Origin of the sequence: Mycolicibacterium nivoides, from assembly GCF_003855255.1 — a bacterium.
Classification (GTDB): Bacteria; Actinomycetota; Actinomycetes; order Mycobacteriales; family Mycobacteriaceae; genus Mycobacterium; species Mycobacterium nivoides.
The window spans coordinates 3,607,691-3,629,944 of the sequence record NZ_CP034072.1; the positions used below are offsets into that span (position 1 = coordinate 3,607,691).

The window sequence follows — 22,254 nt, forward strand, 5'->3', positions numbered from 1 at the left end:
CGAGCAAGGAGAAGACCATGACCGACCCCAACAACGACGAGAACCTGCAGCGCACCTGGACGCCGGATCCGAACTCCCGCGGCGACGTGCCGTTGGGCGATCCGTTCGGCATCTACACCAGCAAGACCGCCGACACCGACGACGACGCCGACCGCTAACCCCGACGGTGAGGGTGCGGCATCCGCCACCTGAGCGGGTGCCGTGCCCCGACCGCCGGGCCACAGGAACCAGGAGAAGACCATGGACGAGAACGCCTACCGGTACGCCGCCTACGCCATCGCCCAGGACAGCGACGCGCCCGCCGCCGTCACCGCGTACGCCGGTGCCGTGGCCGCCGCGATGCACCGCGCGCAGCTGGAAGGCACCACGGTCGCGTGCCAGCTGATCACCGAGCTGAGCACGGACCCGGTGACCCATGCCGCCGCTGTGGCGGTCGGCCCCTTCACGATGCTCACGCTCCAGGACTGGCTCACGGCGGTGTGGGACGACGTGACCGAACTCGCGGCCGTGACGGCGGTGCCCGAGCTGACCGAGACCGAGTGCATGTACCACCGCGCGACGATCGAACTGTTCGCGGAGTCCGACGCCGACGCGTCAACCGCCACGCTGGCCTTCGGCGCCGCGCTCGCAGTGGCGCATGCCCGCTGGCTCGCAGCGGGTATCGACGGGCGCACCGATCCGGCGGCCACCGCTGTGATCGGGGCCGTCCTCGACGAGGATCCCGTGGCCGCCGTTGCGCGCGAGGAGCTGGACGAGGCGACGCGCGCCTCGCTCGCGATGGCCGTCGGCAACCGGTGGACGGAGATCACGGAGCGCGTGCAGATCATGGGAACCGTCGCCGCGATCGAGGCCGCCAACGCCTGACCCACCGAGACAGGAACAGCCCCCGACCGCTTGGGTCGGGGGCTGTTGCTGAGGTTCGCTACGGGGACTATGCCGCCGCGATGTCACCCGCGATCAGTCGGTCGATCTCGGTCATGGGCACCAGCCGACGCCTGCCCACCTTCACGCCGCGAAGACGGCCGTCCTTCATCTGTGCATAGATCAGGGACTCGCTACAGCGGAGCAGCTCCGCCGTCTCGGCGACGGTCAGCATCGTGACGGGTGCGGCCGGCGCCGCGGACTGCGTCTGCCCCACCGCGGCCAGCAACGCGGCGATCGCGACGGCGAGGTCGTTCTGGTTCTCGCTCATGTCTCTATCGCACCACGGAGTTCGGACACCTCCAAGCCAGCCGGAATCGCGTACTTTTTCGGCGTGTCGCGCGGAGTGCACCTCGCTGCGTGGTCTACATGTCGGCGTGTCGGTAGGAGGTCCAGCAACCCCCGGTGCCGCGGTCCTTCGTGACGCCTCCGGCTCAGCTCCGACTGATCAGCTGCGCGGGTACCAGTCGGGAATCTGGTCGGCGGACCGCGGGTACTTCTTCAAGTCCTCGATGTACGTCTCATCAGCGGGCTGCACCGTCCAGTTGGGCCGGACGTTGTAGTTGTAGTCGAACATGCACTTGCCGTCGGGCGTGGCGGTGACCGTTGCGGAGAGCCACGCGCCTTGACCCCGGCCCGCCATCAGTTCCCGGAGCCGCTTGAGCGCGAGGATCATCGGCACCGGGGACTTCACGACTTCCGTCACACCTTCGTTACTGGTGAGGCTCACCCGCGACTCGGCGACCGTGTTGGCCTGGCGGTACTCGACCGTGCAGCTGGTCCAGCCGCCGGTCGGCAGGGAGTCGAACAACGCCTGCACCACGGCGGTATGTGCGTCACCCAGCTGCACCATGTACGGCGGTTGGTCTGTCACGCGATTGAACCAGTCACCATGTCGCTGTCCCTTCATCTTCGAGCGGTGGCCGTTACGCAACCACATACCAGTCGTCGCCGATGACCGATCTCAGGAGCGCCATGTGGACATGAATCTGGAACAGGTGGGTGGCCTCCACAATCGCAGGGCCGCCGACAAGTAGACCCGGCGCGAATCCGTACAGCTCGTCGAACCGCAAGTCTCCGAGTTGCTGGTGGACCCGCTCGAACATGGGCCTCTCGTTCTTGTCGAAGAACTCGAACCGCTCCATGGTCGACGCGCCGAAGAACGACAGCATCGCCCGCTCGAATCCACTAGGGGAGAGCTTTCTCGCCGGCGGCTTGACGAACAGCTCTCCGCGCGCCGGATCAACGATCAGCGATATCCCGTACCCGGGCGTCCAGAACCACACCTTCCCGAAAGCACTTCGGACGAACGGAATGTACCGCGCGTCCGCGCCCAGCTGTGGGTGCTGAACTCGATCGAGGAGGACCTCCTCGGTGGTCACCTTCCACTCGATCGGATCCACCAACCAGGCCGTCCCGTTCCCGAACCCGGAGAACCCAAACTCCTGCCAGTAGGAGATCAGGCAGTCAGGGACGAGTCCGGTATAGGCCTTAACGTGCTCGTCAGTGCACGCGGGCCCGGGGATCGAGAACGGGAGCTTCGTGAGGAACAATTCGAAATCTTCGTCAGCCACCGTCACCCCTCCACAGTCTGATGTTCACGATCGCATCGGGCGCTCCGGAGACCTGGCTAGGTGCTGCGCCCTATGGAGGGGGCTACACCACCGGCTGTGAGCTGATCGACCTTCGTGACGCCCGCTCACGGGCGAAGTGCTGGCGCACAAGCTCCTCGACGCTCAGCCGCCGGTCAGCGCCGCGACGACCGCAAGAAGAGCAGCTGTCCCCCCAGTTCCATCGCCATGCCTCCCGGTCGCGCTCAGTCTCGGAACTGGGGCGGCACGTAGAACTCCTCAACGGGGATCTGCCGCCCAGTGGGTGTGTCGTAGATGCTGATGCCGCGCTCATCGCGAACGATCTGCAGGTCAGAGCCGACGGGGAAGTCGTAGATGCCGATGAGTGCCGGCTCGATGTTGCACAGGTCGTTGAACGCGACGATCCGCCAGTTGCTCTTGTCGGTGAGGTACTCAGTGGTGTCGATGTGGCTCATGATCTGCCAGCCGTTGTCCGCACCGCCCGTGGACGGCACCCTCACCATCCACCGCACCTTGCCGCGACGCTCCATGACGTTGGTCGTCGCCAAGCACGCTCCGGCGTGGGGGATGAACTCGATATAACTGGTCACCGCAGCTGGCCTAGTGCGGCACTTCGTCGAGACCGTTCGCGGCGAGCGTCTCCGTCATCGCCTGGACGACACGTTCGCCGGGCCAGTCGTCTGGCGCCGAGATCAGCGTTCCCCCAGCCAGTTCCGACGCGGTGAGCCCTTCCGCGATCCGACTCACCGTCCCGACCTCGGAGTTGATCCAGGTGCGGTAGCCGGCTCCGATCTTCCAACCGGAGCGGCGCGCAAGGCGATTCGTCGCGGAGTCGGTGAGCGTCGCCGTCGCAGGTCGCCAGGCGGACGCGACGGCCGCGCACACCGCGTCGCCTACTTCATTCGTGATGCCGCCGGACAAGGTCTCCCGCAAGTCGATATGGAGACGGTGGCTAGGAACCCTCCTGCCGATACCGATCGACCCCGCATCGATCCAGACCTTCGCAGCCACCGCGGGGCCGGCGCCAGCCAGGACCATCGCGTAGCCCTCAGCTGGAATGACCTCACCTTCCTCGCCTTCCGGGAGCGCCTCGTGCACCTGGTTTCTGCGCACGATGTCTGCCAGCTGTGCGGGTGAGCCTTCCCAGTGCTGGCTCCGGGAAGTGTCCCAGTGCGTGATCCCCAAGGCGTCTCCCAATTGCCCCAGTAGTGCATCGGTGCGGTCGGCGATCCACTCGGGAGATTCACCCGTCGCGGCCCAGACCGAATTCACGAACGCGGAGCCCGCCCACACGGGCTGCGCAGGAGACGTGGATGTCATGACTGTCGACCCTACTTTCATGGCTTCTGAGGCGTGTAGATCACGTGGACGTCGTCGAGCCCGCGGCTCTCCAGGAGGTCGCGCATTATCGCCGCGCTCTGGGGGTTAGCGACATGCCACTCCAGAATCGCCCCATCGGGCAACGCGTTCAGTTGCCGCTGCGCCTCCTTGAGCAGATCCTGTCTGATGTTGTCGACCCACGGCGCTTCCGGGTACTTGAACAGCGGCTCGTATTCACGCTTAGCGTCTAGGAAGACCTCCTGATCGCCGCGCATGACCGGTCCGCTGTCCATCCTGACCGGTGCGCCCGTGTCAGGGTCGACCAGAACGTACTCAGGGATGCGTCCGTCGGGTGTTCGTTCGATACCGGTGATCTGCTCTTGGTAAGGCATCCACGGCTTCTCCGGCCCGCGGTTCATGTGCTCCCATCCGGGAGTGGTATCGCCCTTGGTCCACGTCGGATCAGGCGTGCTTGGAGGCCATCCACCAGGATGGTACGGATCACCCGAGTTGTAGTGCATCCCCTGATGCGGGTCGAACACATCCGGCGGCGGGAGCGGATGTGACGGCACCTGGTCGGGGACGTGGTGTGCCGGGGTGTCGGGCGGCGGCGCAGGGTGTTCCACCGGTGCATCGGCTGAAGGTGCGGGGTGCCCGGCCGGCGGGTCTGCCGTGTGCGGGACGGGAGGCGGCTCCGCAGTGTGGGGAACGACAGGCTCGGCACTGTGCGGGATGGGCGGGGCTTCTGCGGTGCGGGGCGCCACGGGCGGCTCAGCTGTGTGCGGAACCACCGGCGGCTCAGCTGTGTGCGGAACCACCGGTGGTGCACCACGTTCCAGCGCACCTACCTCGGGCAGCACGCTACGTTCCAGAGCACCCAGCTCGGGCAGCACCGACTTGCCTAGCAACCCCTCCGCCCCCAGCGGTGCCGTGGCGGCCATGGCAGTGGCGTCGAACGCCTTGTCGCCGGCGTACTTGCCGGGGTTGTCGATCATTTCCGGGATGTCGTGGACGACGTCGTTCACTGCGCCCCACGGTCCCAGCGGCCCCAGCGGGTCGCGCAGATGGAACGGGTCTTCCTTCTGGTGAGCGGCGGCGGCTTCCCCCAGCTGTTGCCACGACTCGAGGACACCGGGGCGGCCCTCACCACCCGTGCCGGTGAGGTTCTGCAGCGTCTCCACCGTGGAGTCGAGCCGGTTGTAGAACTGGTCGTGGGCCTCGTTGACGAAGTTGTTGAACTTGTCGCCGAGCTTCTCCCCGAGGCTGCGCGTGTCGACGGGCGCGGGACCCGGTGTGGTGTCCGGCTTGGCCGGCGTGTGAGCAGCTGAGTCCGCGAGCGTGGCGTTCATCCGCTGCGCGTCCGCCACCATGGCGTTGACCCGCGACTCGATCTGGTCCGGTGGTACGCCCTGCTGCCGCAACAGGTTCCGAGCCTGAGTCTTGAACTGTTCGACTGCCTGCGGGCTTATCGGCACCGCTGTGGGCTTCGGTTCTGCCCCTGCCGCCGGAAGATCGCCCGCACCCAACAGGTCTCCGAGATCGCCTCCGACGTCGCTCTTCACGGGAGGCTTCTCGTCGGGTTTCAGTCCCGACTTCTTCGCCGCGTCCTCAACGGATTTCGGCACCGCAAAGGGGCCGATCTGTCCGGGAGCCTGAGCGGGCGCCTCAGGCTTCTTCTCCTCCGGCTGGTCCTTGGCCCCGGCGTCGTGCTTGACCGTGTGGTCGGCCAGATGCACACGGCCGGACGAGGTGTCCTCAGCCTCCCCTTCGAACCGGATCCCTTCCAGATCAGCGGCTTTCGCCTCCAATCGGTTGCCGACGAGCTGATCTGCCTGCACGAGCTGTTGGGCGGTCCAACGTATGTCCTCGGCGTGCTCCGCGAGGGCCCTGTTGCGCTCGGCGATCGTGTCGATGTCGTACTCGCGGGTGTCAGTCACCGAGAGGTCCTCGCCGACGCTGAACCCGTCGTTCTCAGCTGCGGTGATCGCCTCCACCGCTTTGTCCTTGGCGGCCTTGATGTCGTGCGCGCCGTTCTCGGCGAGGGTGGCGGCCTCGCGCAGCACACTGTTCTGGCGGCCGACCACCGCGACGTCTTTGGTTACCCGGTCGAGCGCGGCGTCTTTGGCGTCTCCCGTCCACGTGGTGCCGCCCGGAGACGAGATGTTCTGCCGGTGCTCATCGAAGGCGTTCTCGGATCCTGTGGCCGCGGTCCGCCAGGTGGTTGCCGCCTCGGAGAGGTGCGAGGTGCTCCACTCCTCGATCTCCGACTTCGTGGGTAGGGGAGCGGGCGCGGCCGCAGGGCTCACACCGACACCGCGGTGATGGCGTCCCCGCCATCGGTGTCGGTGCTGTCGTAGCGGGCACTGCTCACGGAGAGGTCATCGGCTTGGCCGGTGATCCGTGCCGACTGGCGACTCTTCACGGAGGTGAGCGCCGCGTTCATGGCGGCTACACCTGCGCCGCTGGGCTGTGCCGATGCCGCGGCGTCGAAGGACCCACCTGCCAGCCCAGCTGCGAGGCCGTCACTGCCGGCAGCCGCTACCCGCAGACCGCCCGCGTCGACTTCCAACTCGTTTGCCATGCCAATCCCCCAACCGGCGAACTCCTGGTCGTGAGGTTACCGGACACTTTGCAGCCGCATAGACAGCAGATTGTTGAAGCTGACCTGGACGGGGCGGTCGAATCGTGCCGTACGACCGCTCGTCCGCAGCTACGATCCGCACGTGCGCCTGGTTGCTGCAGCGCTGACGACACTGACCATCACGGCCTGTTCTCCGAACACGGTCCAGGAACCGGCGGCCTCTGTCTCCGTCCCCTCCGTCGCAGAAGCTGGCGCCCCTTCCCAGACGCCGCAGCGGGCGACCGGTGACGAGAACACGTACCTGCGGACGGCTCGCGAGAGTCTCACAGTCCACAGTCCGGATCTCCTACTGAAGACCGGATACCGAGTCTGCGACCAGGTGGAGAAGGGCTGGGACTACCAGTTCATCCACGACGACGTCGACGCCGCACTGTGGCCACCGGACAAGCCCCGGCCCACCAGCTACCTCATTCCGGACTTCGCCAACTATCGAGACGACGAACTGATCACCCTGGCGATGATGCATCTGTGCGGGATGGAACCGGCCGAGGTCGGCGAGTACGTGCAGGCCCACGGCGGCGGTGAGTAGCTGTGCCCGACCGGCCTCCGGCAAGTCAACCGAGTGATTCTTCAGTACGACCATCCCGCCCTGGCCTAGACGCTCATACTGCCGCTGTGAAGATCCTGATCGCTGGAACGCGTGCGCTCCTCGCGTTCCTCGGTGGTGCCCCATCGGCGGGTGCCCAGCCGGTCAGCGAGCGCCACTCCGAATCCCCCTACATCGAGGGGTTTTACCGGCAACTGGAAGCACAGGCTTCGGCTACCTCGACAACGTCAACGGCAACAACCTGTTCAACGACGTGGCGCTGAACGCCTGCAACATGTACGAGTCGACGTCGCGGTACACCGCCGAAGCGGTGATCAAGAACTACGGGTACTCAGCTGACGAATCCACCGCGATCATGTCGGCGGCACTGGACAACGGAATCTGTTGAACGTGAACGTCGTCGAACGGTCGATGGCTCCGCTGACGAACGAGCACCTGCGCCGCTTGGCGGAGATCGCCGAGACGGACCGTGAGGGCCTGTTCAGCCGCAAACCGCACCTGGCTGTGTACCGCAACCGCATCGTGCTCACCGCGCTGTGCCAAGGCGCCGCACTGCATTTCGTCAACGGCACCAACGGCGTGAAGGACCTCGACGTCTACACGTTCTACGCCAAGGATCCCAGCATCGGATACCCGTACCGCCGCATCGGGACCGGCGACTTCGGGGAGTCGGAGCTCGGCCGGCATCCCGACGATCACGGCTTCGTCGGGAGACGCGTGGACTTGCTCGGTCGCACCCTCGAGGCCGTTCCCTCCGCCGATCCCGTTGCCGCCGTGCGCAGCTACCTCCGGGCAGGCTTTGCCGCGACCTCCAAGGAGCTCGCCAAGAAGGCCGTAGTGGTGGTCGACCCTGGTCCTCGGTTCGGGCAGATCGTCTGGCCCGTGCTCTGAGCGTCGCGCAGTCACGCGGTCTTTGTAGTGCCGAAGGCTTCGCTCTGCAGGAATCGGGATGTGATCGCCAAGCTGCTTCGCACCGTGACGTAGAACTGGTCGCGCACCATCCCGGCCGCACGGAACAGCTCCATGAACTCCGCCTGCTCGACGGTGCGTCGCCCGTCCACCGCGGCCACCAGCTCCCAGACCGCTTCCTGCCACCGGCGGGCGGCCTCGATGGTGCGGTCTTCAAAGAGCAGGAGGAGCTCCTCGAACGCTTCGGAGCGTTGCTCCTCCGCTGCGTTGAGAAGATCCAGACCGGCAGTGCGATCAAGGCGGACGACGTCCATCGTTCCCAGCCCTTCGCCGGCACCGATCCGGAGGCATAGTTGGACTTGTCGCTTCACCGCCCCGCTGTACCGGACCGCAGCGGTCAGACGACTCTCATCCCAGCGCGCCGCCCGCTCTCGCCGCCACTTGACCCGCTCGTTCGAGAACGAGGCGAGCCAACCCACAACTGCACCTGCGAAGGCGGCTCCGACAGGTATGAGGGACGCGGCGGTCACAGTTGGGAATCTACGTCGAGTCGGCGCATCCCCGGTGCGGAATGCGTGGGCTACCCACGACGCCGCCGTGATCGCTCCGCTACCCATCGCAACCTGACCTGACTCGCCGGCACCCGCGTGGTGTGCCCACAGCTCCCGCAGTGGTAGATGCGGTGTCCCGGGTTGCCCGGCTCCCACCCCACCAGAGAATGTCCAGTCCCGTAGCGCTCCCCGCACGCCTCGCACGTACGCGGTGACACCTCGGCCCACGCCACGTGGTGACGGTAGCCGCGACCGGGGACAGGAAACTCGATTTCGCCTGTCCCCGCGCACGCGTAGTCTCGCCGCCCGTGCAGTACTTCACCGCCGACTTGCATCTCGCGCACCCGAAGCTCGCGGGCCTGCGCGGGTTCGGCAGCGTCGCCGCGCACGACGCTGCCGTGATGGCGGCGCTTTACCGACTCAACCCTGAGACCGACGTGCTGTGGGTTCTCGGCGACATCTGCGCGGGCGGCATCGCCTCCATGGAGTCGGCGCTGGAACAGCTGACCACCCTGCAGTTGCCGATGCACCTGGTGACCGGGAATCACGACCCCGTGCACCCGATGTATCGCGGCGGGCAGAAGCACTTCGCCGACTACGCGGCGGTGTTCGCGAGCGTGCAGCAGGTGGCGCGGACGAAGGTGGGCGAGCACGGCGTGATGCTCAGCCACTTCCCGTACGCGGGGACACCGGACCGGTTCTCCCGCAAGAGCTTCGACCAGTACCAGCTTCCCGACCTCGGCATGTGGCTGATCCACGGACACACGCACGCCACCGAACGCAGGTCGGGGAAACGGTCGATCTGCGTGAGCTTGGAGGCGTGGAATCTGCGGCCGGCGTCGGCCGAGGAGCTCACCGCGGAGATGCAGCTGCGCTAGGACTCACCGTCGCCTGTCGGCACCAGCTGTGCCAGGTACTCGTCGAACGACGCGGCGACGAACGACTCGACGTCGGGATCGCGTGCCTCCGTGTCGATCACGACCACGGCCGCGTCGATTCGGAGGCTAGCCGAGTCCGTCGGTGACCGCCGATAGTCGAGGCACAGATCCCAGTGCCCGTCTCCGTCGAAGGGGACGAGCCACTCCGCGTCGGACGGCCTGGGTTCGAAGTCCTCGTCGTCGTGCCACCACGCGTCCTTCTCGAGGCGCGGGAACCTCGTTCCGATGCCGCGGATGATGTCGTGGGTCGTGTTGTAGTCCCGGTCCTCGGGGAAGCCGACCTGGAGATAGCCACCGTTCTGGCGACGGAGCAGGGCGACGAGGGATTCGGGCAGGCGCACACCCAGTCGTTGTTCGGTCGCGTCGAGCAGCTCATCGGTCAACGGCGGCTGCACATAGTTCTCGTAGGGCGGCACTTTCCAAACGTGTGCTGGGTCCACTGCGTCAGGCTAAGGGCATGTGGGGGCCTCCGCCGAGCTGGCAAACACATGCGTAGTCGGTAGCGGCGACCGCATCTACTGCACGTGAATGCTCGGCGTGTCGCGCAGAGCGCACGTCGGACGCTGGAATCGCCTGGGATGCTTCAGCGCATGGCACGGATACCCGACTACGTGAAGGTCATCGATCTGGACAGCGGCCGCCGCTACGAAGTGCGACCCGAGGTCACCGGCGCTGACGGCAAACGGCGGCAGAAGCGACGGAGGTTCAAGACCCTCAAGGAGGCGGTGGATCACTACACCGCGATCGCTGGCGACCGCGGTCGAGGCATCCACGTTGCACCCAGCGAACTGACTGTGGAGGAGGCCGTCGACTCCTGGTTGCTCGGGCAGCGGGTCAGATCCAAGACCATGAGCGCGTACATCACGAGCCTTCGACCGATCGTGGACCACCTCGGCTCACGGCCGGTGCAGAGCATCACGAAGGATGACATCGAAGGTGTGGTGCAGGCGCTGCGCGCGGGCACGTCGAATATGGGTACCTGGAACGCGCCGACCAAGCTGAAGAAGTCCGCGAAGAAGGTGCGCTCCCCCTGGGCTGCCACGTCCATCAACCCGATGTTGGCCCGGATCCGCTCGGTGTTCTCCGACCTTGTGGATCAGGGCGTGCTTGTCCGGAACGTCGCCGCGTTGGTGAAGCCGCTCGCCACCGACTCCGAGAGGAAGATGACGACGTTGACCGCCGAGCAGGTCACCCAGCTGCTCGCCGCGACCGACTCCCATCCGTTCGGGATCGCCTGGCGGCTGGCGGTTCTCGGCCTGCGCCGCGGGGAGATTCTCGCGCTGCGGTGGGACGCGGTCGACTTCGAAGCCGGCACGCTCTCGGTGACGGCCGCGCGGCTCGCCACGGCGGGTGGCGCCACGACCGGAGCCCCGAAGACGAAGACCAGCGTGCGCACCCTCCCGATGCCCGAGGACTTGACCGCTGCGCTCCGCCGCGTCCGGAAGCGGCAGAAGGAACAGAAGCTCGCGCTGGGGTCGAAGTGGACCGACAGCGGCTACGTCATCGTGGACGAGCTCGGGGTCGCGCCGTACCCGGATACGCTCACCGCGGCGTGGCGCAAGGCACTCGCCAACGCCGGTCTCCCCCACGTGCGGCTGCATGATGCGCGGCACAGCTGCGCGACCTTGATGCACCTCTCGGGTGTGCCGACCGTGGTGATCGCGGCGTGGCTCGGCCACCAAGATCCCGGCTTCACGCTCCGGACCTACGCGCACTCGAACCACGACGCACTCGCCGATGCCGCAGCCATGCTCGGCTCGATCACGACCGGGAAGAAGAAGGACGCACAGTAGGCCGGAGACATGACACATCTCGTGTCACCTCGTAGGCCGACGCGGAGGAATAAGGAAGCCGATGTGTCACATGTGTCAGATTCAGGCTTCCGAGCAACGTGCTCCAGATACAGAAAAACCACCTGCTACCAGGTGGTTCTCTTGGTGGCCAGGGCCGGGATCGAACCGGCGACCTTCCGCTTTTCAGGCGGACGCTCGTACCAACTGAGCTACCTGGCCGGAAGGCACCGGCTCTCGCAAACCGAACTGCCTCGCCGTGATGGCGACCCTGACGGGACTCGAACCCGCGACCTCCGCCGTGACAGGGCGGCGCGCTAACCAACTGCGCCACAGGGCCTTGCTTTTCCTGCGTACTACATATGTTCCAACGTTACCGTTGTCACGTACCCCCAACGGGATTCGAACCCGTGCTACCGCCGTGAAAGGGCGGCGTCCTAGGCCACTAGACGATGGGGGCCTAATCCGAATCTCTCCGGGGCGTTCACAACGTGTCCGTTGGGAGCTTCGATAGCTTAGGGTACGGATGCCCAAATCTTCAAACCCGGTGGTCGCAACACCAATTTCCTCCATCTTGTACCCTGTCTTCTCGCGCCCCTATAGCTCAGTTGGTAGAGCTACGGACTTTTAATCCTCTGGTGAGGTTAAGAACGCGCAGGTCAGACGGCGTTTTCCTCCGAGGTATCAACAAAAGTATCAACTAAGAGCCAGATCGGCGCTGGTCGGAGCACTGCGGCACGTACACCTGCGGACACGTTCAGGCAACCCCCCACCCCTGTGGGAAGGCTGTGGGTTTTCTTTAATATTTCCATAATTTGCGAAATTCCTGGTGTTCTATATCCAGACACTCGCTAGTAGCGTTCCCCGGCCAAGCAACGACAACAACCCGCTAAACGTCACCTTGGGCACTGGGTCATTAAACGAAATCTTCTAATCACGCTCTAACGCAACTCACGTTGAGTAAGTGAACAGTCCTCGTAACTAGTGGTTACCTAAGTCCGGCAGGAGACACGCGCGCATGAGCATCGAGTCACCCAGCTTCATCCAGGCGCTACAAGAGGCCATCCGGCGTGACACGTCCGTACCTGCGCTACGCGAGGCAGACGACGCCCTCCGGCGATACCGGGAAGCGTTGAACGACTGGCAGCGCACTCCCGGCGTCTGGCGGCAGGCCGAATACATGCAGCACGAGCGCAAGTACGACCAGCTCGCCGCCGACCTCAACCGCCTAGAACTCAACTGGTCCTCTGCTTTGACCCGCCAAAAGCTTTACGTCCCGTTCTATCGGCGCGTATCGCCTACTCAGCTCATCGTCGGCGGTATCGTCGCGGCTGTGGTGCTAACCCTGTTCGTCCTGTTCATTGTCCAGTTAGCGACTAATCCGCTCAGGTGAAGTTGACGGATAATGATTAAGGTGCTTACTGTGTACGCAGCACATACCCGAAACACGAAAATGAAGGGGTACCGAAATGGGTAAGCGGGTAACCGTCACACTGTTCGATGACTACGAGCCGGAGCTGGAAGCCGAGGTCGAACGCGACTTCGGCGTCGGAGGAGTCAACTACCACCTGGACCTGTCCGAGAAGAACGCTAAGCAGTTCGACAAGGACATGGCGAAGTGGCTGGAAGTGGCTTCACGCGTCGGCAAAGAAACCGGACGCAAGCGCTCTAGCAGCAAGAACACGTTCTCCGGCGGAGAACCCGGCCTGCCACTCGCCGAAATCCGGCGGTTTGCACAGGCCAGCGGGATCGAGGTCTCTGACCGTGGCCGCGTGTCCGCAGAGGTTGTGCGGGCATGGAAAGCCGCAGGCTCGCCGGTCGGCGAAGAAATCGACAAACTCGAGAAGGCCGCGCCAGCTAAGAAAGCCGCGCCAGCTAAGAAAGCTGCACCGGCACCGAAGAAAGACGACCCGCAGTTTTCAGCCGCCGGGCAGGCTTAACGGCAACACGGACCGCTGGCCCCGGCTTGGCCGCTCTCTTGGGAGGGGGAGCGCCAACCGGGGTTAGCTTTGTTTAAGGGGGGAATATGGCTGAGATAAGGCCATTGATCATTGGCGAGATTGGATCGTTTGCCCACGGCCTAAACCGTGAGGACTCCGACCATGACTACATCGGCATCTACGCCGATCCGCCAGAAGCGCTAATCGGCCTTAAGCCGCAGGTCGGAGCTGTGCGTCGGCGCGACAAGCCCGAAGGCGTTAAGAGTGAGGCCGGGGACTCCGAGACGCAGTTTTACGGTCTGCGTAAATATGTGAGCCTCGTTTGCCAGGGCAACCCTACGGTTATGACCCTGCTGTTCACCCCTAACCTGATCTTCCCTGACATGATCAGGCTGCAAGAGAACCGGCACCTATTCCTAAGCAAGCGGCTAGCTGCCCGGCACATGGGATACGCAGACTCAATGAGTGCCCGGCTAACCGGCGAACGTGCGCCGCGCACCAACCGGCCCGAGCTAATCGAGGCACACGGCTACGACACTAAGGCCGCATTCCACGCGCTCCGTCTGCTCATGCAGGGCCACGAAATGCTGGTCCACCAGGAAATGCAGATGCCAATGATGGAGCTTAGGCGGGACTACCTGCTCAGCATCCGCAACGGCGAGGTCGCCCAGGAGCAAGTGCTAGACGACATCGCGGACTGGCGGGCCATGATCCAACGCGCTGAGCAGACGACTTCCTTGCCAGACGAACCTAACCGGGCCAAGATCGACCAATGGTTAATCGACACGCACGCGCAGTCGTGGGGCTTGCAGCCCTTGCGTTCAGCGTCCTAGCCGCGCCGCAAGCCGCCGCCGCGCCGCAGGACGACTACGAGTTCTGCACCTACCTAACGGACCAGACGGGGCGCAACGTCAACTGCAACATGGCCGTGCCAATCGCTAAGTCACGTTGCGCCCAACTGTCGGACGGCGCAACGTGGCCCGACATCGTGGCCGACGACACCAACCTCCTAGGGGACAAGGCCCTCGCGGTCGGCATCCTTAGCGGCGCGGTCGCCTTCTACTGCCCCGAGCATGAGCCTGCTATTTACGCGACAGGAGTCCAAGTGTCATGAGTGAGTTCGCCGTCTGGCTGGCTATCGCCGTGGTGGTAGTCCTGGTGGTCAAAGTCCTGTGGCCGCTTCTGCTGGGCGTAACGCTCGTGTGGCTGGCTTACCTCACCGCGCGCAAGATCATCGCGCGGCAGGACGCTCAGGCGGCAGAACGGGCCAAGCAAGACCAGGCGCTCATTGAGCGGGCCGACTGGCAACACGAACGGACCCTGGCCGGATTCGAGGACGGCACGTACGGCAAGTTCCCACCGGCCAAGCTCTAGAAACACAAAAAGACGGGCACCCGCGCTCAACCCCAGGGGAAAGAGGGGAGCGCGAGTGCCCGAGTCTATTTAAGCCGCCAATGGCGTCTGTTCCTGCCGTAGTTCCTTAAGTCGCTTAATGTCGTCATGGCGGTAACCACTCCACGTCCACGTAGCGCCATCGCCACAATCCACAATCACGATTGGGAATGACGTGTGACCATCCGCCCTGAACTTCTCGATCTGTGCATCAGAAGCGACTACCGCCGTAAACGGAATAGCCTGCTTCTTAAAGGCCAGCTTCGTTGCCATGCAGCTTGTGCAAGCGGTCTCCGGTGAGTAAACCGTTACTTCCAAATGTCCAATTCCTTATCTAGTCCACGCTCGCGCATCCAGCGGTCGCGGAACTCAAGGAATGACACATGCGGTTCAAACACCCAACCAAGTGCCGCCGCCTTAAGCTCATGCCTGCGATGCCACTCCGTGTCAGCCAACACGTACGCGAAATAACACTGATCGCGGTAAAGCAGACGCGTAACCCGCTCATCCAGGTACGCAATCCGCTTCCGCATGTCGTCTGATTCAGCTTTGTTAATAGCGCGCTGAGCGCGGAGGAACCTACCCACCGGCCCTAGCGCCCTACTAAACGACTCAAAGGTGCCCGCCAGGAAACGAACGATCATATAAACGCCGAACACTAAGCTGGCAATAACTGCAAGCTCAGGCCAGTTAGTGACCAGCACCCCAATCCACTCGCCCGTCTCCGGCATCGCTATGACTTCTCAATAAAAGGTGGGTACTCGACAGGCGGGTCAATCACGTCCAGCCCATCAATTACCGCAGCCACATTGGGCTTAGCGAGGTAGACGCTCACACCCGTCAGGAAGGCCGTCACAGTCGCCACTACAGCCGCAACACCTACCGGTAGACCGGCCACAGGCAACGCCACTAGCAGTACCAACAGGGCAGCCGCGAACCCCGCAATTGACTTCCGAATCTCGCTTGGCTTGTGCCCGAGAATCTTCATTACTCACCGTCCTTCACGTCCTTAGTGTCATCACCCTTAGGCCCCGGCTTAGGCGCATTCTTCGCCTGCGCGTTCTGCGCCCGTACAAGAGCCTTAACGTCGGCATTCGACGCCATAAAGGCCGCTGGCTTTGGTGCCAGCTCCTTAAGCGCCTCCAACACCTGCGTTAGCCTGTCGCCACCGATATCCCGAACGTCCGCGTCCACATTGAAAGCCGCCAGAGGATGCAACCGCTGACCCGAAAGGGCCGACGTAACTGCACCCACCGTGTGAACCCACGAGTCCTTATTGACCGCGACCTTCACAACGATCTTCTTTAGCTGGCCCCGGTCCGCTGCGTGCTTAGCCCACGCGTAGTTCCGGCGGAAATGCCGATCCACGCGGCCTCCGCGCACAGCAAGTAGCGCAACCTCGTCACCCTCAAACGTGTCGTCCAACACCGGCACTTGCTCGTCATAAATCAACAATGGATTACCCCTTAATGCTTCGTAAATGATTGATTGCGTGCTGCAAATACGTGGTACCTGGCGTGGCCTGACGAATGTGATACTCCACATGCGCAGCCGTCCGCGTACCCGCGAACCTAAGCCCCAGCACGATTGCCTTAACAAGAGCCGGAGTCTCCGCAGCCGGGTTAGCCAAAAGCTCCCAAATCTGCCACACCAGCTTCGGCGCACCCTTAAGCGGGTCCATCACCACGGCATAGATTGAGGACATTTCCTCTCCCCCAGCGCCCGTAGGCGTGGCCGCGTAAATGTCGTCAGGGTCCGCGTACTCATTCCAGTTCGGCGGCGTCACCTTAAGCTGTTCCGACGCGATACCGCGCCCGCCAGGATCGCGCCCACCAGGGAACGACACCCCGCCTTGCCGCATCGGGTTACCGATCATGGAGCCGCCCAGCAGATCGCCCTTACGGTGCGACAGGCTGCCGAACAGAATCTCAATCAGCACCAGCGAGCACACGATTGCGCCCTGGCTGTAACCACACAGCGCGAACTTCCGGCCCGGCCTCATCTTGTTAATCAGGTCGATAAGCTCACGCACGCCCACATCGACACTCGCCCCCATCGGGAACGCTGCCGCCGGATAGTTGACCGGCTGCCAGTAGTAGACGCCCGCCAGCGCGCGAGCAACATCCGCCGGGTAACCCGACCACATGTCCGCGAACGTCCCGCTAACCGTGAACAGAACTGGCAGCTCCTCGGCGGGTGGAGTCGCAATCAACCCCAGCGCCGCCAAGTCGCCATCGCTAACAATGCCGTCCTGTACCTGATTAGTGCGCCGCTCGTACTCCTGCTGAACGTCACGGTCCGGATAACCGAAATAGCCGTCGACCCTAAGCGGAGTTCCATCCTTCTCGCGCGAGTAGGACGAAAACCGCTTATTCATCGTCCGGACCCACTGATTAACTAGCTCGCCCTGCGAGCCAACCTGTAGCGGCATTAGGCCGCCTCTAGACGCTTCTTAACCTCGGCAATAGCATCGACCAGTGAAAGGTTCTCGCCCTTAGCGTTCTTCCCTAGCTGTGCCCAGCCCTTGCCATCCGGACCGCGCAACTGCTCCCAGATATCGTTAATGACCTGACGGTCAGTCCAATCCTCTGGCAGATTCGCCACCTTTACCTCACTCTCAGTCTTAAGGCCGTACTTAAAGCCGTGCTTCACCATCGCGTTCAGCGTGATAGGCCCGACAATGCCGTCAGCCAGAACACCAACCCGCTTCTGAAACTCGACAACCACAGCCTTAGTCGCCGGTCCGAAATCGCCGTCGACCTCAAGCCGGGAATAGCTCTTAAAGTTGTCGTTAAAGAACTGCTGCAAACGCGTCACCCGGTCGCCCGAGTCGCCCTCTTCCGCGTAAATGTCATCCACGCCCGCCGGAGGATCAATAACCCCGCCGCCGCCAGACCAGATACCGAGATATCCGTTCTGCAACTTGGTAGCGAAAGCCGCGTTCCGCGCGTCACCCTCGCCGTAGTTAAGCTGGAAGTGCATCGGGTCCTTAGGTGAGTTCCAGTCCTGGCCCCACCAGATCGTCCCCTCAAACAGCTTTAGGCCCTCACGGACCTTGTTAATCTCTGCCTGAGTGAACCCCGAGTACGACACCCGAAAGGCGTGGTCCGACCAGTTAAGGTCAACAGCCGTACCTGACAGGTGGTTAGAGTTCGCCACGTCATTAGTCGGCGTCCACGCGCCCTCATCACTGAAACCGCGAGCGTTATTCAACGACTCAACATTGCGGTGAAACCACGCCACCCAAGCCTTAAGGATCAGGTTCGCAATACCCTTCCGGATAGGCAGCACCAGCGAAGTGCCCGGCACCGCCCCCCGGTCAAGCTCGTTGGCGTCACACATGCGCCAACCGTTCTCCGAATACCAGTTTCCATACCTGCTAACAAAAGCCATCTGCTAAATACCGTCCTTAGCCCACCAGTCGTAGAAACACGCGCCACGAGCAGCCAGAGACGAAATCCAAGAGAACCCCGTATAGCGGAAGCCATCACCAATAGGCAGAGACTCGCTCTCATCGGTCCACGTCAAAACCGGCGTAGTCCCGTTATTCCGGAACGCCGTAATCTGCCGTGCAGCGTGATTGAACTTGATCAGCGCGTTATTGCCGTTGTCCGAGTTCGCGTTAACACTGGCCTTAACCTCGTAGTCGTCGCCCTGAGGCGAATGCCCAACCACGATGTGCCACTTATTGTTAGAAATGCCCGTCTCGAACTGGACCCCAAGCCATGAAGTCATGTTGTAGTCAGACGCCAGAACGACCGTCGACTTACCCGCACCCGCGTTAACGATGTTTACGTTTACGGTCACCGAATCCAAGTTCAGCGGCGCAAACCACAACACCGACGCCCGGTCAAAGAAAATGAAGTCCGGACCGATAGCGCGCTTAGGATGCAGCGAAATCCAGTCGTCGTAGATCGCAGCCTTGCCGCCAACCTTGCGCCACCGAGGCCCAAGGATCGTCCGCTGCATATCGTCCGCGTAAAGCAGCGCCGTATCCGAAACGTCAGTCGCAGGCGCATCCGGAAACCGGACCTCCCGCCGCGTGACCGTCCCATAACGAACCATCACCGGCACACCGGTCTCATCCGGCGTTACGAACAGCTCAAACCCCGCACCATGCGGAATGAACTCAATCTCAGTCGGCTCAGCCTCAAACAGCAGCAACTCCGGCTTAACCGACCCCTCAAGGGTTGCGATTACCGCGCCAGTCGACTCGTAGAAAACCACGTAAGCGGTGCCCGACTCCGGCCAGTAATCGCCCGGCTTACCGCGCAATTCGTACTTAAATCCCGACCCCCGCGACATGGGGATCGTGCTCAATACAGCTTCGTGCTTCACCTAGAGCACCCGCCCTAGGTGAAACCGCACGAAAGCCTCGGAAGCCGCCAGCCAATTCCAAAGCCAATGCTTGAAAGTGGGATGGTCAACACTGCGGTCGCCGCAGGCAACGCAGCGAACCTCCGGCTCCCCCGCGTGATCCATAATCATTGGACCCCCTCTATTTAGTTGTTAAGCGGCCTTAGCGCACCGCCACCGCCTTAGGTACCGGCGCGACCTGAACCCACCTATCGGCAGGGGCCACCAGCACGGACCTATCCGAATCGCCAACCACAACCACGCGCTCAACCTCAGGCACACCAACAATGCGGTACTCGCCCCCAGCGCTAATCAGGCGCAGCTCGCCCTTAACCTCCACTAAGCGCGGATTCTCAGGCACAACCGCGTGCCGATCATGGAAAGGCACCACCACAATTTCGCGGACTGAGCCGAAGTAAACCGACGCGTTAGCGACCAGCTCCAAAATGGCATCAATGCCGAAGCTCGCGGACAGCTCGCCGTCCGTGACAGCACTAAGCGACAGGTTCGCGTCCACATACTGCGTCCGCTGCATCGCCGCCGTAGTCGTCACAACCACAGCCAGCCCCGAGCCAGCGACCGGCCCCGACGAAGCGTCTGCCGTGCCGATTACCGCCACAGCCAAGTCCGCATCCGTAAGAGCGTCCCGCTCCGCGACCGCGACGAACGTTGCGTTAACCACCAGGTTCGCCCGCACCGCGCCCTCGTAAAGCATCGCCGCCGTAGGCGACACGATGACCTCAAGATCAGCGCCCACGTCCTGGCCCTGCGACATTTCGCCCGAAGGCGTAACCCCGACCGCTAGCGACCCGCCAATCCCCTGCAACTGGGAAAGTTCCGCCCACATGTCAGCGACCACCGGCAACTCCGCGTCGGCCACACTGAACTCCGTAACGTCAGCCCAGGTGTCCGCAGTGAGGGACAGCACCGCAATTCCGTTCAGGGTTTTCATGCCCGAAGCCGTGAAAGCCACGTCTAGGAACAAATCGGCGTTAGTCACCGCGTCATACCGGGCCACGTCATCTGGGACGGCAGAGAGGCTAAGAGACGCCTCTATGGCTTGCCCATGCGAAACCACCGACACCGGAGCTGCGCTGATATCCAACGACGCCTGAGCAACAGCAAGCAGCGTTGCAGCCGCCTCCGTAGAAACCACCAACGCAAGCGAAGCCTGGCCGTCATAGTCGACACCGACGCGATACGCGTAGAAGAACACCCGACCGGCCCCGCCAGGGCCACCAGGCGAACCAGTGCCGAACAGGACACCGCCGCCACCCTCGCCACCGCCGCCGGGAGCATTACCCGTCGTACCGGTGCCGCTTGGGTTGCTCGATGTGCCAGCCTGCGCACCACCCGTATACGTCTGCCCGTTAAAGACCCGGTTACCCGGCGACTTGCCATACGTTGTGCTGCCACCGGCAGGGTTAGTGCCCGAACCGCCCGACCCTCCGGCAGCGGAAACGCTTAGCCCAGAAGCTACGGCGGTCGACGCATTGCCACCACCACCGGAGCCGTTACCTGAACCGCCAGCCGTACCGCCAGTACCGACAACACCCGTAATCTGCGTGACACCCGACGGGATATCAACACCGCGCTTAACCGTCAACGACTGCCACGTACCGGCGCTACCGCCCTGGCCATCGCCGTTACCAACGTTAGCGCCGCCAGCACCACCGCCACCGCCACCAATCGCAATGACATCGACATGGGTAGCCCACGACGGAATGTCATACGTATAAGCGCCCGTAGTCGAGAACGTCGCTAACTCGCCAGGGTTCTCCGGCTCGCCGCCCTCCGCAGGCAATAGGCGAACCGCAGCCGCCGCATACTGGTCACCCGAAGTGGTACGCGTCCCACTGAACGCAACCAACGACGCACCCGGCGCATCGCCGAAAACTCCGTAAGCACCGCCGCCAGAATCAGTAGCGTTAACAATCTGCCGCTGCGTGCCACCGCCGGTAGCCGACCAACTGGTAACCGTGCCCAAGAGAGTCACGAAAGCCTGAGCGACAACCTCACCCACCGCTGCCGAGACCGTCATTCCCAGCCCGGCCCCCGAGCCAGTCCCGTAAGTCGCAGTCGCGGCCCCGAAGCTCGCCACCCCGGTATACGACATAGCCGCCGCTCGCAGCGACCACGTGATATTTGTCTTAGAGAACGCGACAGTCTGCACGCCAGTAGGCGGGTTAAGCATCCCGAAGAACGCCACGCCGCCGAAAGTGCCTGCGTTAGTACCGATATGGCCCAACAGCGTCATAGCCGAACCGCCGTAGGTACAGGTCAAGCCCTCTGAGTCGCCATTGCCCCAAGGCTGTTCATTGCTTGGCCCGCACCCGCCGACGACCATAACGATTACAGCCCGGTTAGAGCCGTTAGCCGTATGCGTAACAGAAGCGGTCCGCCCAGAAGTGGCGATGTTCCCAACAGTGGCCGCGTTGAACGCGATAGCCATTTAAGCCGCCAAAGCGCCCAGCGACAGCCCGCACGTAGTAAGCGTCAACGTGTCGCCCGACTGCACGTTCTTAGACGCAGCCAGCACCGCAGACCACAGAAAGTTCCCACCAGTCGACGCGTCCCACACGCTGATATGCGTAATCGTCTCCGTGGCCGTCATCGTCCACGATGGGTTAGTGCCCGTAAGCGCGATAGCGCCAGAAGCCGGAGCCGCGAAAGTCGCAAGCGCCCGCGTCGTTACCGCCGAAAGGTTAGCCGTTCCAGCCCCGCCAGGATCGCCCTTATGTAGCTGAATATAAATGCCAGTAGGCGCAGTGAAAGCCGTACCCCGCAGGATGCCAAGCCACTTATTCGCCAGGTTGACCGTGTGAATCCCGACCGTCATTACCGTCCTCCATATTTAGTTGTGTATTAGCCGGAGTGACCTCCGCAGTGGCATAAGCCACCAGAGTGAAAACCGGGTTCGTCACTACTTCTCCTTAATCTCAATCGTGATCGACCGGTCACCCTCGCGCCCGCCATTAGTAACCACATGCACGCTAATGTCGTAACGCTGGCCCGCAGCGCCACCAGAAACCCAAATGGTCGTAGAACTAACCGTGAAAGACGTGGAATCAACCGTGATCCCAGAAGCCGGAGTAGCCGCAACTTCGGTGATCGTGTCACCCTCAGCCAGCCACTCCGACCAATCAATCGTGTAGTCCAAAACCTCATCTGGGTCTTGCGTGAACTTCTTAAGCGACACTTAGCCCCCCTTTCTCAGCCCTCGCGCGCTTAAGGGTGGCTTCGGCAATCTGCTGACGAACCTCTGCACTCGCGGAAAGAATCGGTTCCTTAATGGACGGCTTCTGCGGCACATCATCGGGAACCGCCTCCGTGCCCTTATCCGGCACGTAAACACCC

The 22,254-nt window shown here is 63.0% G+C and carries 30 protein-coding genes and 3 tRNA genes; 12 read left to right on the forward strand and 21 right to left on the reverse strand.

Annotated elements, in window-relative coordinates:
• Positions 1–17: 17 nt before the first annotated feature.
• Positions 18–158, forward strand: a complete 141-nt coding sequence (locus EH231_RS33895; RefSeq protein ID WP_164480933.1) for a hypothetical protein — start codon at positions 18–20, stop codon at positions 156–158.
• Positions 159–240: 82 nt separating this feature from the next.
• On the forward strand, positions 241–864 hold the full coding sequence (locus EH231_RS17440) for a hypothetical protein (protein ID WP_124712886.1): 624 nt from the start codon (positions 241–243) through the stop codon (positions 862–864).
• Between the two features lie 67 nt (positions 865–931).
• Here EH231_RS17440 and EH231_RS17445 read toward each other — a convergent pair whose 3' ends face one another.
• From EH231_RS17445 to EH231_RS17475, 7 genes are all read right to left on the reverse strand, one after another.
• Positions 932–1,192, reverse strand: coding sequence for a helix-turn-helix domain-containing protein (locus EH231_RS17445; RefSeq protein WP_124712887.1), 261 nt, complete (start codon positions 1,190–1,192; stop codon positions 932–934).
• A gap of 177 nt (positions 1,193–1,369) precedes the next feature.
• Positions 1,370–1,795 (reverse strand): hypothetical protein, encoded by a 426-nt coding sequence (locus tag EH231_RS17450; protein WP_124712888.1) that lies wholly within the window; start codon positions 1,793–1,795, stop codon positions 1,370–1,372.
• Between the two features lie 52 nt (positions 1,796–1,847).
• Entirely contained in the window at positions 1,848–2,474 is a 627-nt protein-coding gene (locus EH231_RS17455; protein ID WP_241177758.1) for a GAD-like domain-containing protein, read from the reverse strand.
• Between the two features lie 263 nt (positions 2,475–2,737).
• The gene (locus EH231_RS17460; protein ID WP_124712890.1) at positions 2,738–3,103 is read right to left on the reverse strand and encodes a DUF2185 domain-containing protein; all 366 of its coding nucleotides are present in this window, start codon (positions 3,101–3,103) and stop codon (positions 2,738–2,740) included.
• A 10-nt stretch (positions 3,104–3,113) separates the two neighbouring features.
• Positions 3,114–3,785: a hypothetical protein gene (locus EH231_RS17465; RefSeq protein ID WP_241177759.1), complete on the reverse strand. Its 672-nt coding sequence runs from the start codon at positions 3,783–3,785 to the stop codon at positions 3,114–3,116.
• Between the two features lie 65 nt (positions 3,786–3,850).
• The gene (locus tag EH231_RS34325; RefSeq protein ID WP_241178219.1) at positions 3,851–6,139 is read right to left on the reverse strand and encodes a hypothetical protein; all 2,289 of its coding nucleotides are present in this window, start codon (positions 6,137–6,139) and stop codon (positions 3,851–3,853) included.
• The gene (locus tag EH231_RS17475; protein WP_124712892.1) at positions 6,136–6,414 is read right to left on the reverse strand and encodes a type VII secretion target; all 279 of its coding nucleotides are present in this window, start codon (positions 6,412–6,414) and stop codon (positions 6,136–6,138) included. The genes EH231_RS34325 and EH231_RS17475 overlap by 4 nt, the downstream gene beginning before the upstream one ends.
• A 142-nt stretch (positions 6,415–6,556) precedes the next feature.
• Between EH231_RS17475 and EH231_RS17480 the strand changes: the two genes are divergently transcribed.
• The 3 genes from EH231_RS17480 to EH231_RS17485 all read left to right on the forward strand — a co-directional run bounded on the left by EH231_RS17480 (position 6,557) and on the right by EH231_RS17485 (position 7,912).
• Complete coding sequence (locus EH231_RS17480) at positions 6,557–7,003, forward strand: hypothetical protein (protein ID WP_124712893.1); 447 nt, start codon at positions 6,557–6,559, stop codon at positions 7,001–7,003.
• Between the two features lie 271 nt (positions 7,004–7,274).
• Complete coding sequence (locus EH231_RS34610) at positions 7,275–7,409, forward strand: hypothetical protein (RefSeq protein WP_277425606.1); 135 nt, start codon at positions 7,275–7,277, stop codon at positions 7,407–7,409.
• A 2-nt stretch (positions 7,410–7,411) separates the two neighbouring features.
• On the forward strand, positions 7,412–7,912 hold the full coding sequence (locus EH231_RS17485; protein WP_124712894.1) for a hypothetical protein: 501 nt from the start codon (positions 7,412–7,414) through the stop codon (positions 7,910–7,912).
• A gap of 11 nt (positions 7,913–7,923) precedes the next feature.
• Here EH231_RS17485 and EH231_RS17490 read toward each other — a convergent pair whose 3' ends face one another.
• Positions 7,924–8,409 (reverse strand): hypothetical protein, encoded by a 486-nt coding sequence (locus tag EH231_RS17490; protein ID WP_124712895.1) that lies wholly within the window; start codon positions 8,407–8,409, stop codon positions 7,924–7,926.
• Positions 8,410–8,789: 380 nt separating this feature from the next.
• Between EH231_RS17490 and EH231_RS17495 the strand changes: the two genes are divergently transcribed.
• Positions 8,790–9,359, forward strand: coding sequence for a metallophosphoesterase (locus EH231_RS17495; RefSeq protein ID WP_124712896.1), 570 nt, complete (start codon positions 8,790–8,792; stop codon positions 9,357–9,359).
• On the opposite strand, the gene EH231_RS17500 is transcribed toward EH231_RS17495, so the two are convergent.
• On the reverse strand, positions 9,356–9,859 hold the full coding sequence (locus EH231_RS17500; RefSeq protein WP_164480934.1) for an SMI1/KNR4 family protein: 504 nt from the start codon (positions 9,857–9,859) through the stop codon (positions 9,356–9,358). The genes EH231_RS17495 and EH231_RS17500 overlap by 4 nt on opposite strands.
• A gap of 138 nt (positions 9,860–9,997) precedes the next feature.
• On the opposite strand from EH231_RS17500, the gene EH231_RS17505 reads away from it, so the two are divergent.
• Positions 9,998–11,212, forward strand: coding sequence for a tyrosine-type recombinase/integrase (locus EH231_RS17505; RefSeq protein WP_124712897.1), 1,215 nt, complete (start codon positions 9,998–10,000; stop codon positions 11,210–11,212).
• Between the two features lie 142 nt (positions 11,213–11,354).
• Here EH231_RS17505 and EH231_RS17510 read toward each other — a convergent pair.
• The 3 genes from EH231_RS17510 to EH231_RS17520 all read right to left on the reverse strand — a co-directional run bounded on the left by EH231_RS17510 (position 11,355) and on the right by EH231_RS17520 (position 11,669).
• A tRNA-Phe gene (locus EH231_RS17510) sits at positions 11,355–11,431 on the reverse strand.
• A gap of 41 nt (positions 11,432–11,472) precedes the next feature.
• Positions 11,473–11,549 (reverse strand) — tRNA-Asp (locus EH231_RS17515).
• 47 nt (positions 11,550–11,596) lie between these two features.
• Positions 11,597–11,669: transfer RNA gene (locus tag EH231_RS17520), tRNA-Glu, on the reverse strand.
• Positions 11,670–12,227: 558 nt separating this feature from the next.
• Between EH231_RS17520 and EH231_RS17525 the strand changes: the two genes are divergently transcribed.
• The 5 genes from EH231_RS17525 (at position 12,228) to EH231_RS17545 (ending at position 14,523) form a co-directional block, all read left to right on the forward strand.
• Complete coding sequence (locus EH231_RS17525; RefSeq protein WP_124712898.1) at positions 12,228–12,602, forward strand: hypothetical protein; 375 nt, start codon at positions 12,228–12,230, stop codon at positions 12,600–12,602.
• 76 nt (positions 12,603–12,678) lie between these two features.
• Complete coding sequence (locus tag EH231_RS17530) at positions 12,679–13,149, forward strand: histone-like nucleoid-structuring protein Lsr2 (RefSeq protein ID WP_124712899.1); 471 nt, start codon at positions 12,679–12,681, stop codon at positions 13,147–13,149.
• 86 nt (positions 13,150–13,235) lie between these two features.
• On the forward strand, positions 13,236–13,982 hold the full coding sequence (locus EH231_RS17535; protein WP_124712900.1) for a nucleotidyltransferase domain-containing protein: 747 nt from the start codon (positions 13,236–13,238) through the stop codon (positions 13,980–13,982).
• An 89-nt stretch (positions 13,983–14,071) separates the two neighbouring features.
• A complete protein-coding gene (locus tag EH231_RS34795; protein ID WP_420891974.1) occupies positions 14,072–14,263 on the forward strand; it encodes a hypothetical protein in 192 nt (63 codons plus the stop codon).
• Complete coding sequence (locus EH231_RS17545; protein ID WP_206429582.1) at positions 14,260–14,523, forward strand: hypothetical protein; 264 nt, start codon at positions 14,260–14,262, stop codon at positions 14,521–14,523. Before EH231_RS34795 ends, EH231_RS17545 begins: the two co-directional genes overlap by 4 nt.
• A gap of 326 nt (positions 14,524–14,849) precedes the next feature.
• On the opposite strand, the gene EH231_RS17555 is transcribed toward EH231_RS17545, so the two are convergent.
• The 9 genes from EH231_RS17555 to EH231_RS17595 all read right to left on the reverse strand — a co-directional run bounded on the left by EH231_RS17555 (position 14,850) and on the right by EH231_RS17595 (position 22,096).
• A complete protein-coding gene (locus EH231_RS17555; RefSeq protein ID WP_124712903.1) occupies positions 14,850–15,272 on the reverse strand; it encodes a hypothetical protein in 423 nt (140 codons plus the stop codon).
• A 2-nt stretch (positions 15,273–15,274) separates the two neighbouring features.
• Positions 15,275–15,529 carry a hypothetical protein gene (locus EH231_RS17560; RefSeq protein ID WP_016040713.1) on the reverse strand — a complete coding sequence of 85 codons (255 nt, stop codon included), beginning with the start codon at positions 15,527–15,529 and terminating at the stop codon, positions 15,275–15,277.
• Positions 15,529–15,996: a hypothetical protein gene (locus EH231_RS17565; protein ID WP_124712904.1), complete on the reverse strand. Its 468-nt coding sequence runs from the start codon at positions 15,994–15,996 to the stop codon at positions 15,529–15,531. Before EH231_RS17565 ends, EH231_RS17560 begins: the two co-directional genes overlap by 1 nt.
• A 4-nt stretch (positions 15,997–16,000) precedes the next feature.
• Positions 16,001–16,918 carry a PE-PPE domain-containing protein gene (locus tag EH231_RS17570; protein WP_206429583.1) on the reverse strand — a complete coding sequence of 306 codons (918 nt, stop codon included), beginning with the start codon at positions 16,916–16,918 and terminating at the stop codon, positions 16,001–16,003.
• Positions 16,919–16,971: 53 nt separating this feature from the next.
• Complete coding sequence (locus tag EH231_RS17575) at positions 16,972–17,883, reverse strand: peptidoglycan-binding protein (protein WP_206429584.1); 912 nt, start codon at positions 17,881–17,883, stop codon at positions 16,972–16,974.
• Between the two features lie 54 nt (positions 17,884–17,937).
• On the reverse strand, positions 17,938–18,879 hold the full coding sequence (locus tag EH231_RS17580) for an LtfC-like domain-containing protein (RefSeq protein ID WP_124712907.1): 942 nt from the start codon (positions 18,877–18,879) through the stop codon (positions 17,938–17,940).
• A gap of 181 nt (positions 18,880–19,060) precedes the next feature.
• Entirely contained in the window at positions 19,061–21,154 is a 2,094-nt protein-coding gene (locus tag EH231_RS17585) for a glycine-rich domain-containing protein (protein WP_206429585.1), read from the reverse strand.
• A gap of 195 nt (positions 21,155–21,349) precedes the next feature.
• Positions 21,350–21,736, reverse strand: a complete 387-nt coding sequence (locus tag EH231_RS34800) for a phage tail fiber protein (RefSeq protein ID WP_124712909.1) — start codon at positions 21,734–21,736, stop codon at positions 21,350–21,352.
• Positions 21,737–21,820: 84 nt separating this feature from the next.
• On the reverse strand, positions 21,821–22,096 hold the full coding sequence (locus EH231_RS17595) for a phage fiber-tail adaptor protein (RefSeq protein ID WP_124712910.1): 276 nt from the start codon (positions 22,094–22,096) through the stop codon (positions 21,821–21,823).
• Positions 22,097–22,254: the final 158 nt, after the last annotated feature.

What these genes read in the sequence shown, in the direction of transcription:
- EH231_RS17440 (WP_124712886.1), top strand. Translation starts at nt 241, where the DNA reads ATGGACGAGAACGCCTACCGGTACGCCGCCTACGCCATCGCCCAGGAC.
- EH231_RS17545 (WP_206429582.1), top strand. Translation starts at nt 14,260, where the DNA reads ATGAGTGAGTTCGCCGTCTGGCTGGCTATCGCCGTGGTGGTAGTCCTG.
- EH231_RS17475 (WP_124712892.1), bottom strand. Translation starts at nt 6,414, where the DNA reads ATGGCAAACGAGTTGGAAGTCGACGCGGGCGGTCTGCGGGTAGCGGCT.
- EH231_RS17575 (WP_206429584.1), bottom strand. Translation starts at nt 17,883, where the DNA reads ATGTGTGACGCCAACGAGCTTGACCGGGGGGCGGTGCCGGGCACTTCG.
- EH231_RS17525 (WP_124712898.1), top strand. Translation starts at nt 12,228, where the DNA reads ATGAGCATCGAGTCACCCAGCTTCATCCAGGCGCTACAAGAGGCCATC.
- EH231_RS17535 (WP_124712900.1), top strand. Translation starts at nt 13,236, where the DNA reads ATGGCTGAGATAAGGCCATTGATCATTGGCGAGATTGGATCGTTTGCC.
- EH231_RS17555 (WP_124712903.1), bottom strand. Translation starts at nt 15,272, where the DNA reads ATGCCGGAGACGGGCGAGTGGATTGGGGTGCTGGTCACTAACTGGCCT.
- EH231_RS17445 (WP_124712887.1), bottom strand. Translation starts at nt 1,192, where the DNA reads ATGAGCGAGAACCAGAACGACCTCGCCGTCGCGATCGCCGCGTTGCTG.
- EH231_RS34800 (WP_124712909.1), bottom strand. Translation starts at nt 21,736, where the DNA reads ATGACGGTCGGGATTCACACGGTCAACCTGGCGAATAAGTGGCTTGGC.
- EH231_RS33895 (WP_164480933.1), top strand. Translation starts at nt 18, where the DNA reads ATGACCGACCCCAACAACGACGAGAACCTGCAGCGCACCTGGACGCCG.
- EH231_RS17505 (WP_124712897.1), top strand. Translation starts at nt 9,998, where the DNA reads ATGCTTCAGCGCATGGCACGGATACCCGACTACGTGAAGGTCATCGAT.
- EH231_RS17570 (WP_206429583.1), bottom strand. Translation starts at nt 16,918, where the DNA reads ATGAATAAGCGGTTTTCGTCCTACTCGCGCGAGAAGGATGGAACTCCG.
- EH231_RS17530 (WP_124712899.1), top strand. Translation starts at nt 12,679, where the DNA reads ATGGGTAAGCGGGTAACCGTCACACTGTTCGATGACTACGAGCCGGAG.
- EH231_RS17560 (WP_016040713.1), bottom strand. Translation starts at nt 15,529, where the DNA reads ATGAAGATTCTCGGGCACAAGCCAAGCGAGATTCGGAAGTCAATTGCG.
- EH231_RS34795 (WP_420891974.1), top strand. Translation starts at nt 14,072, where the DNA reads ATGGCCGTGCCAATCGCTAAGTCACGTTGCGCCCAACTGTCGGACGGC.
- EH231_RS17585 (WP_206429585.1), bottom strand. Translation starts at nt 21,154, where the DNA reads ATGACGCTGTTGGGCCATATCGGTACTAACGCAGGCACTTTCGGCGGC.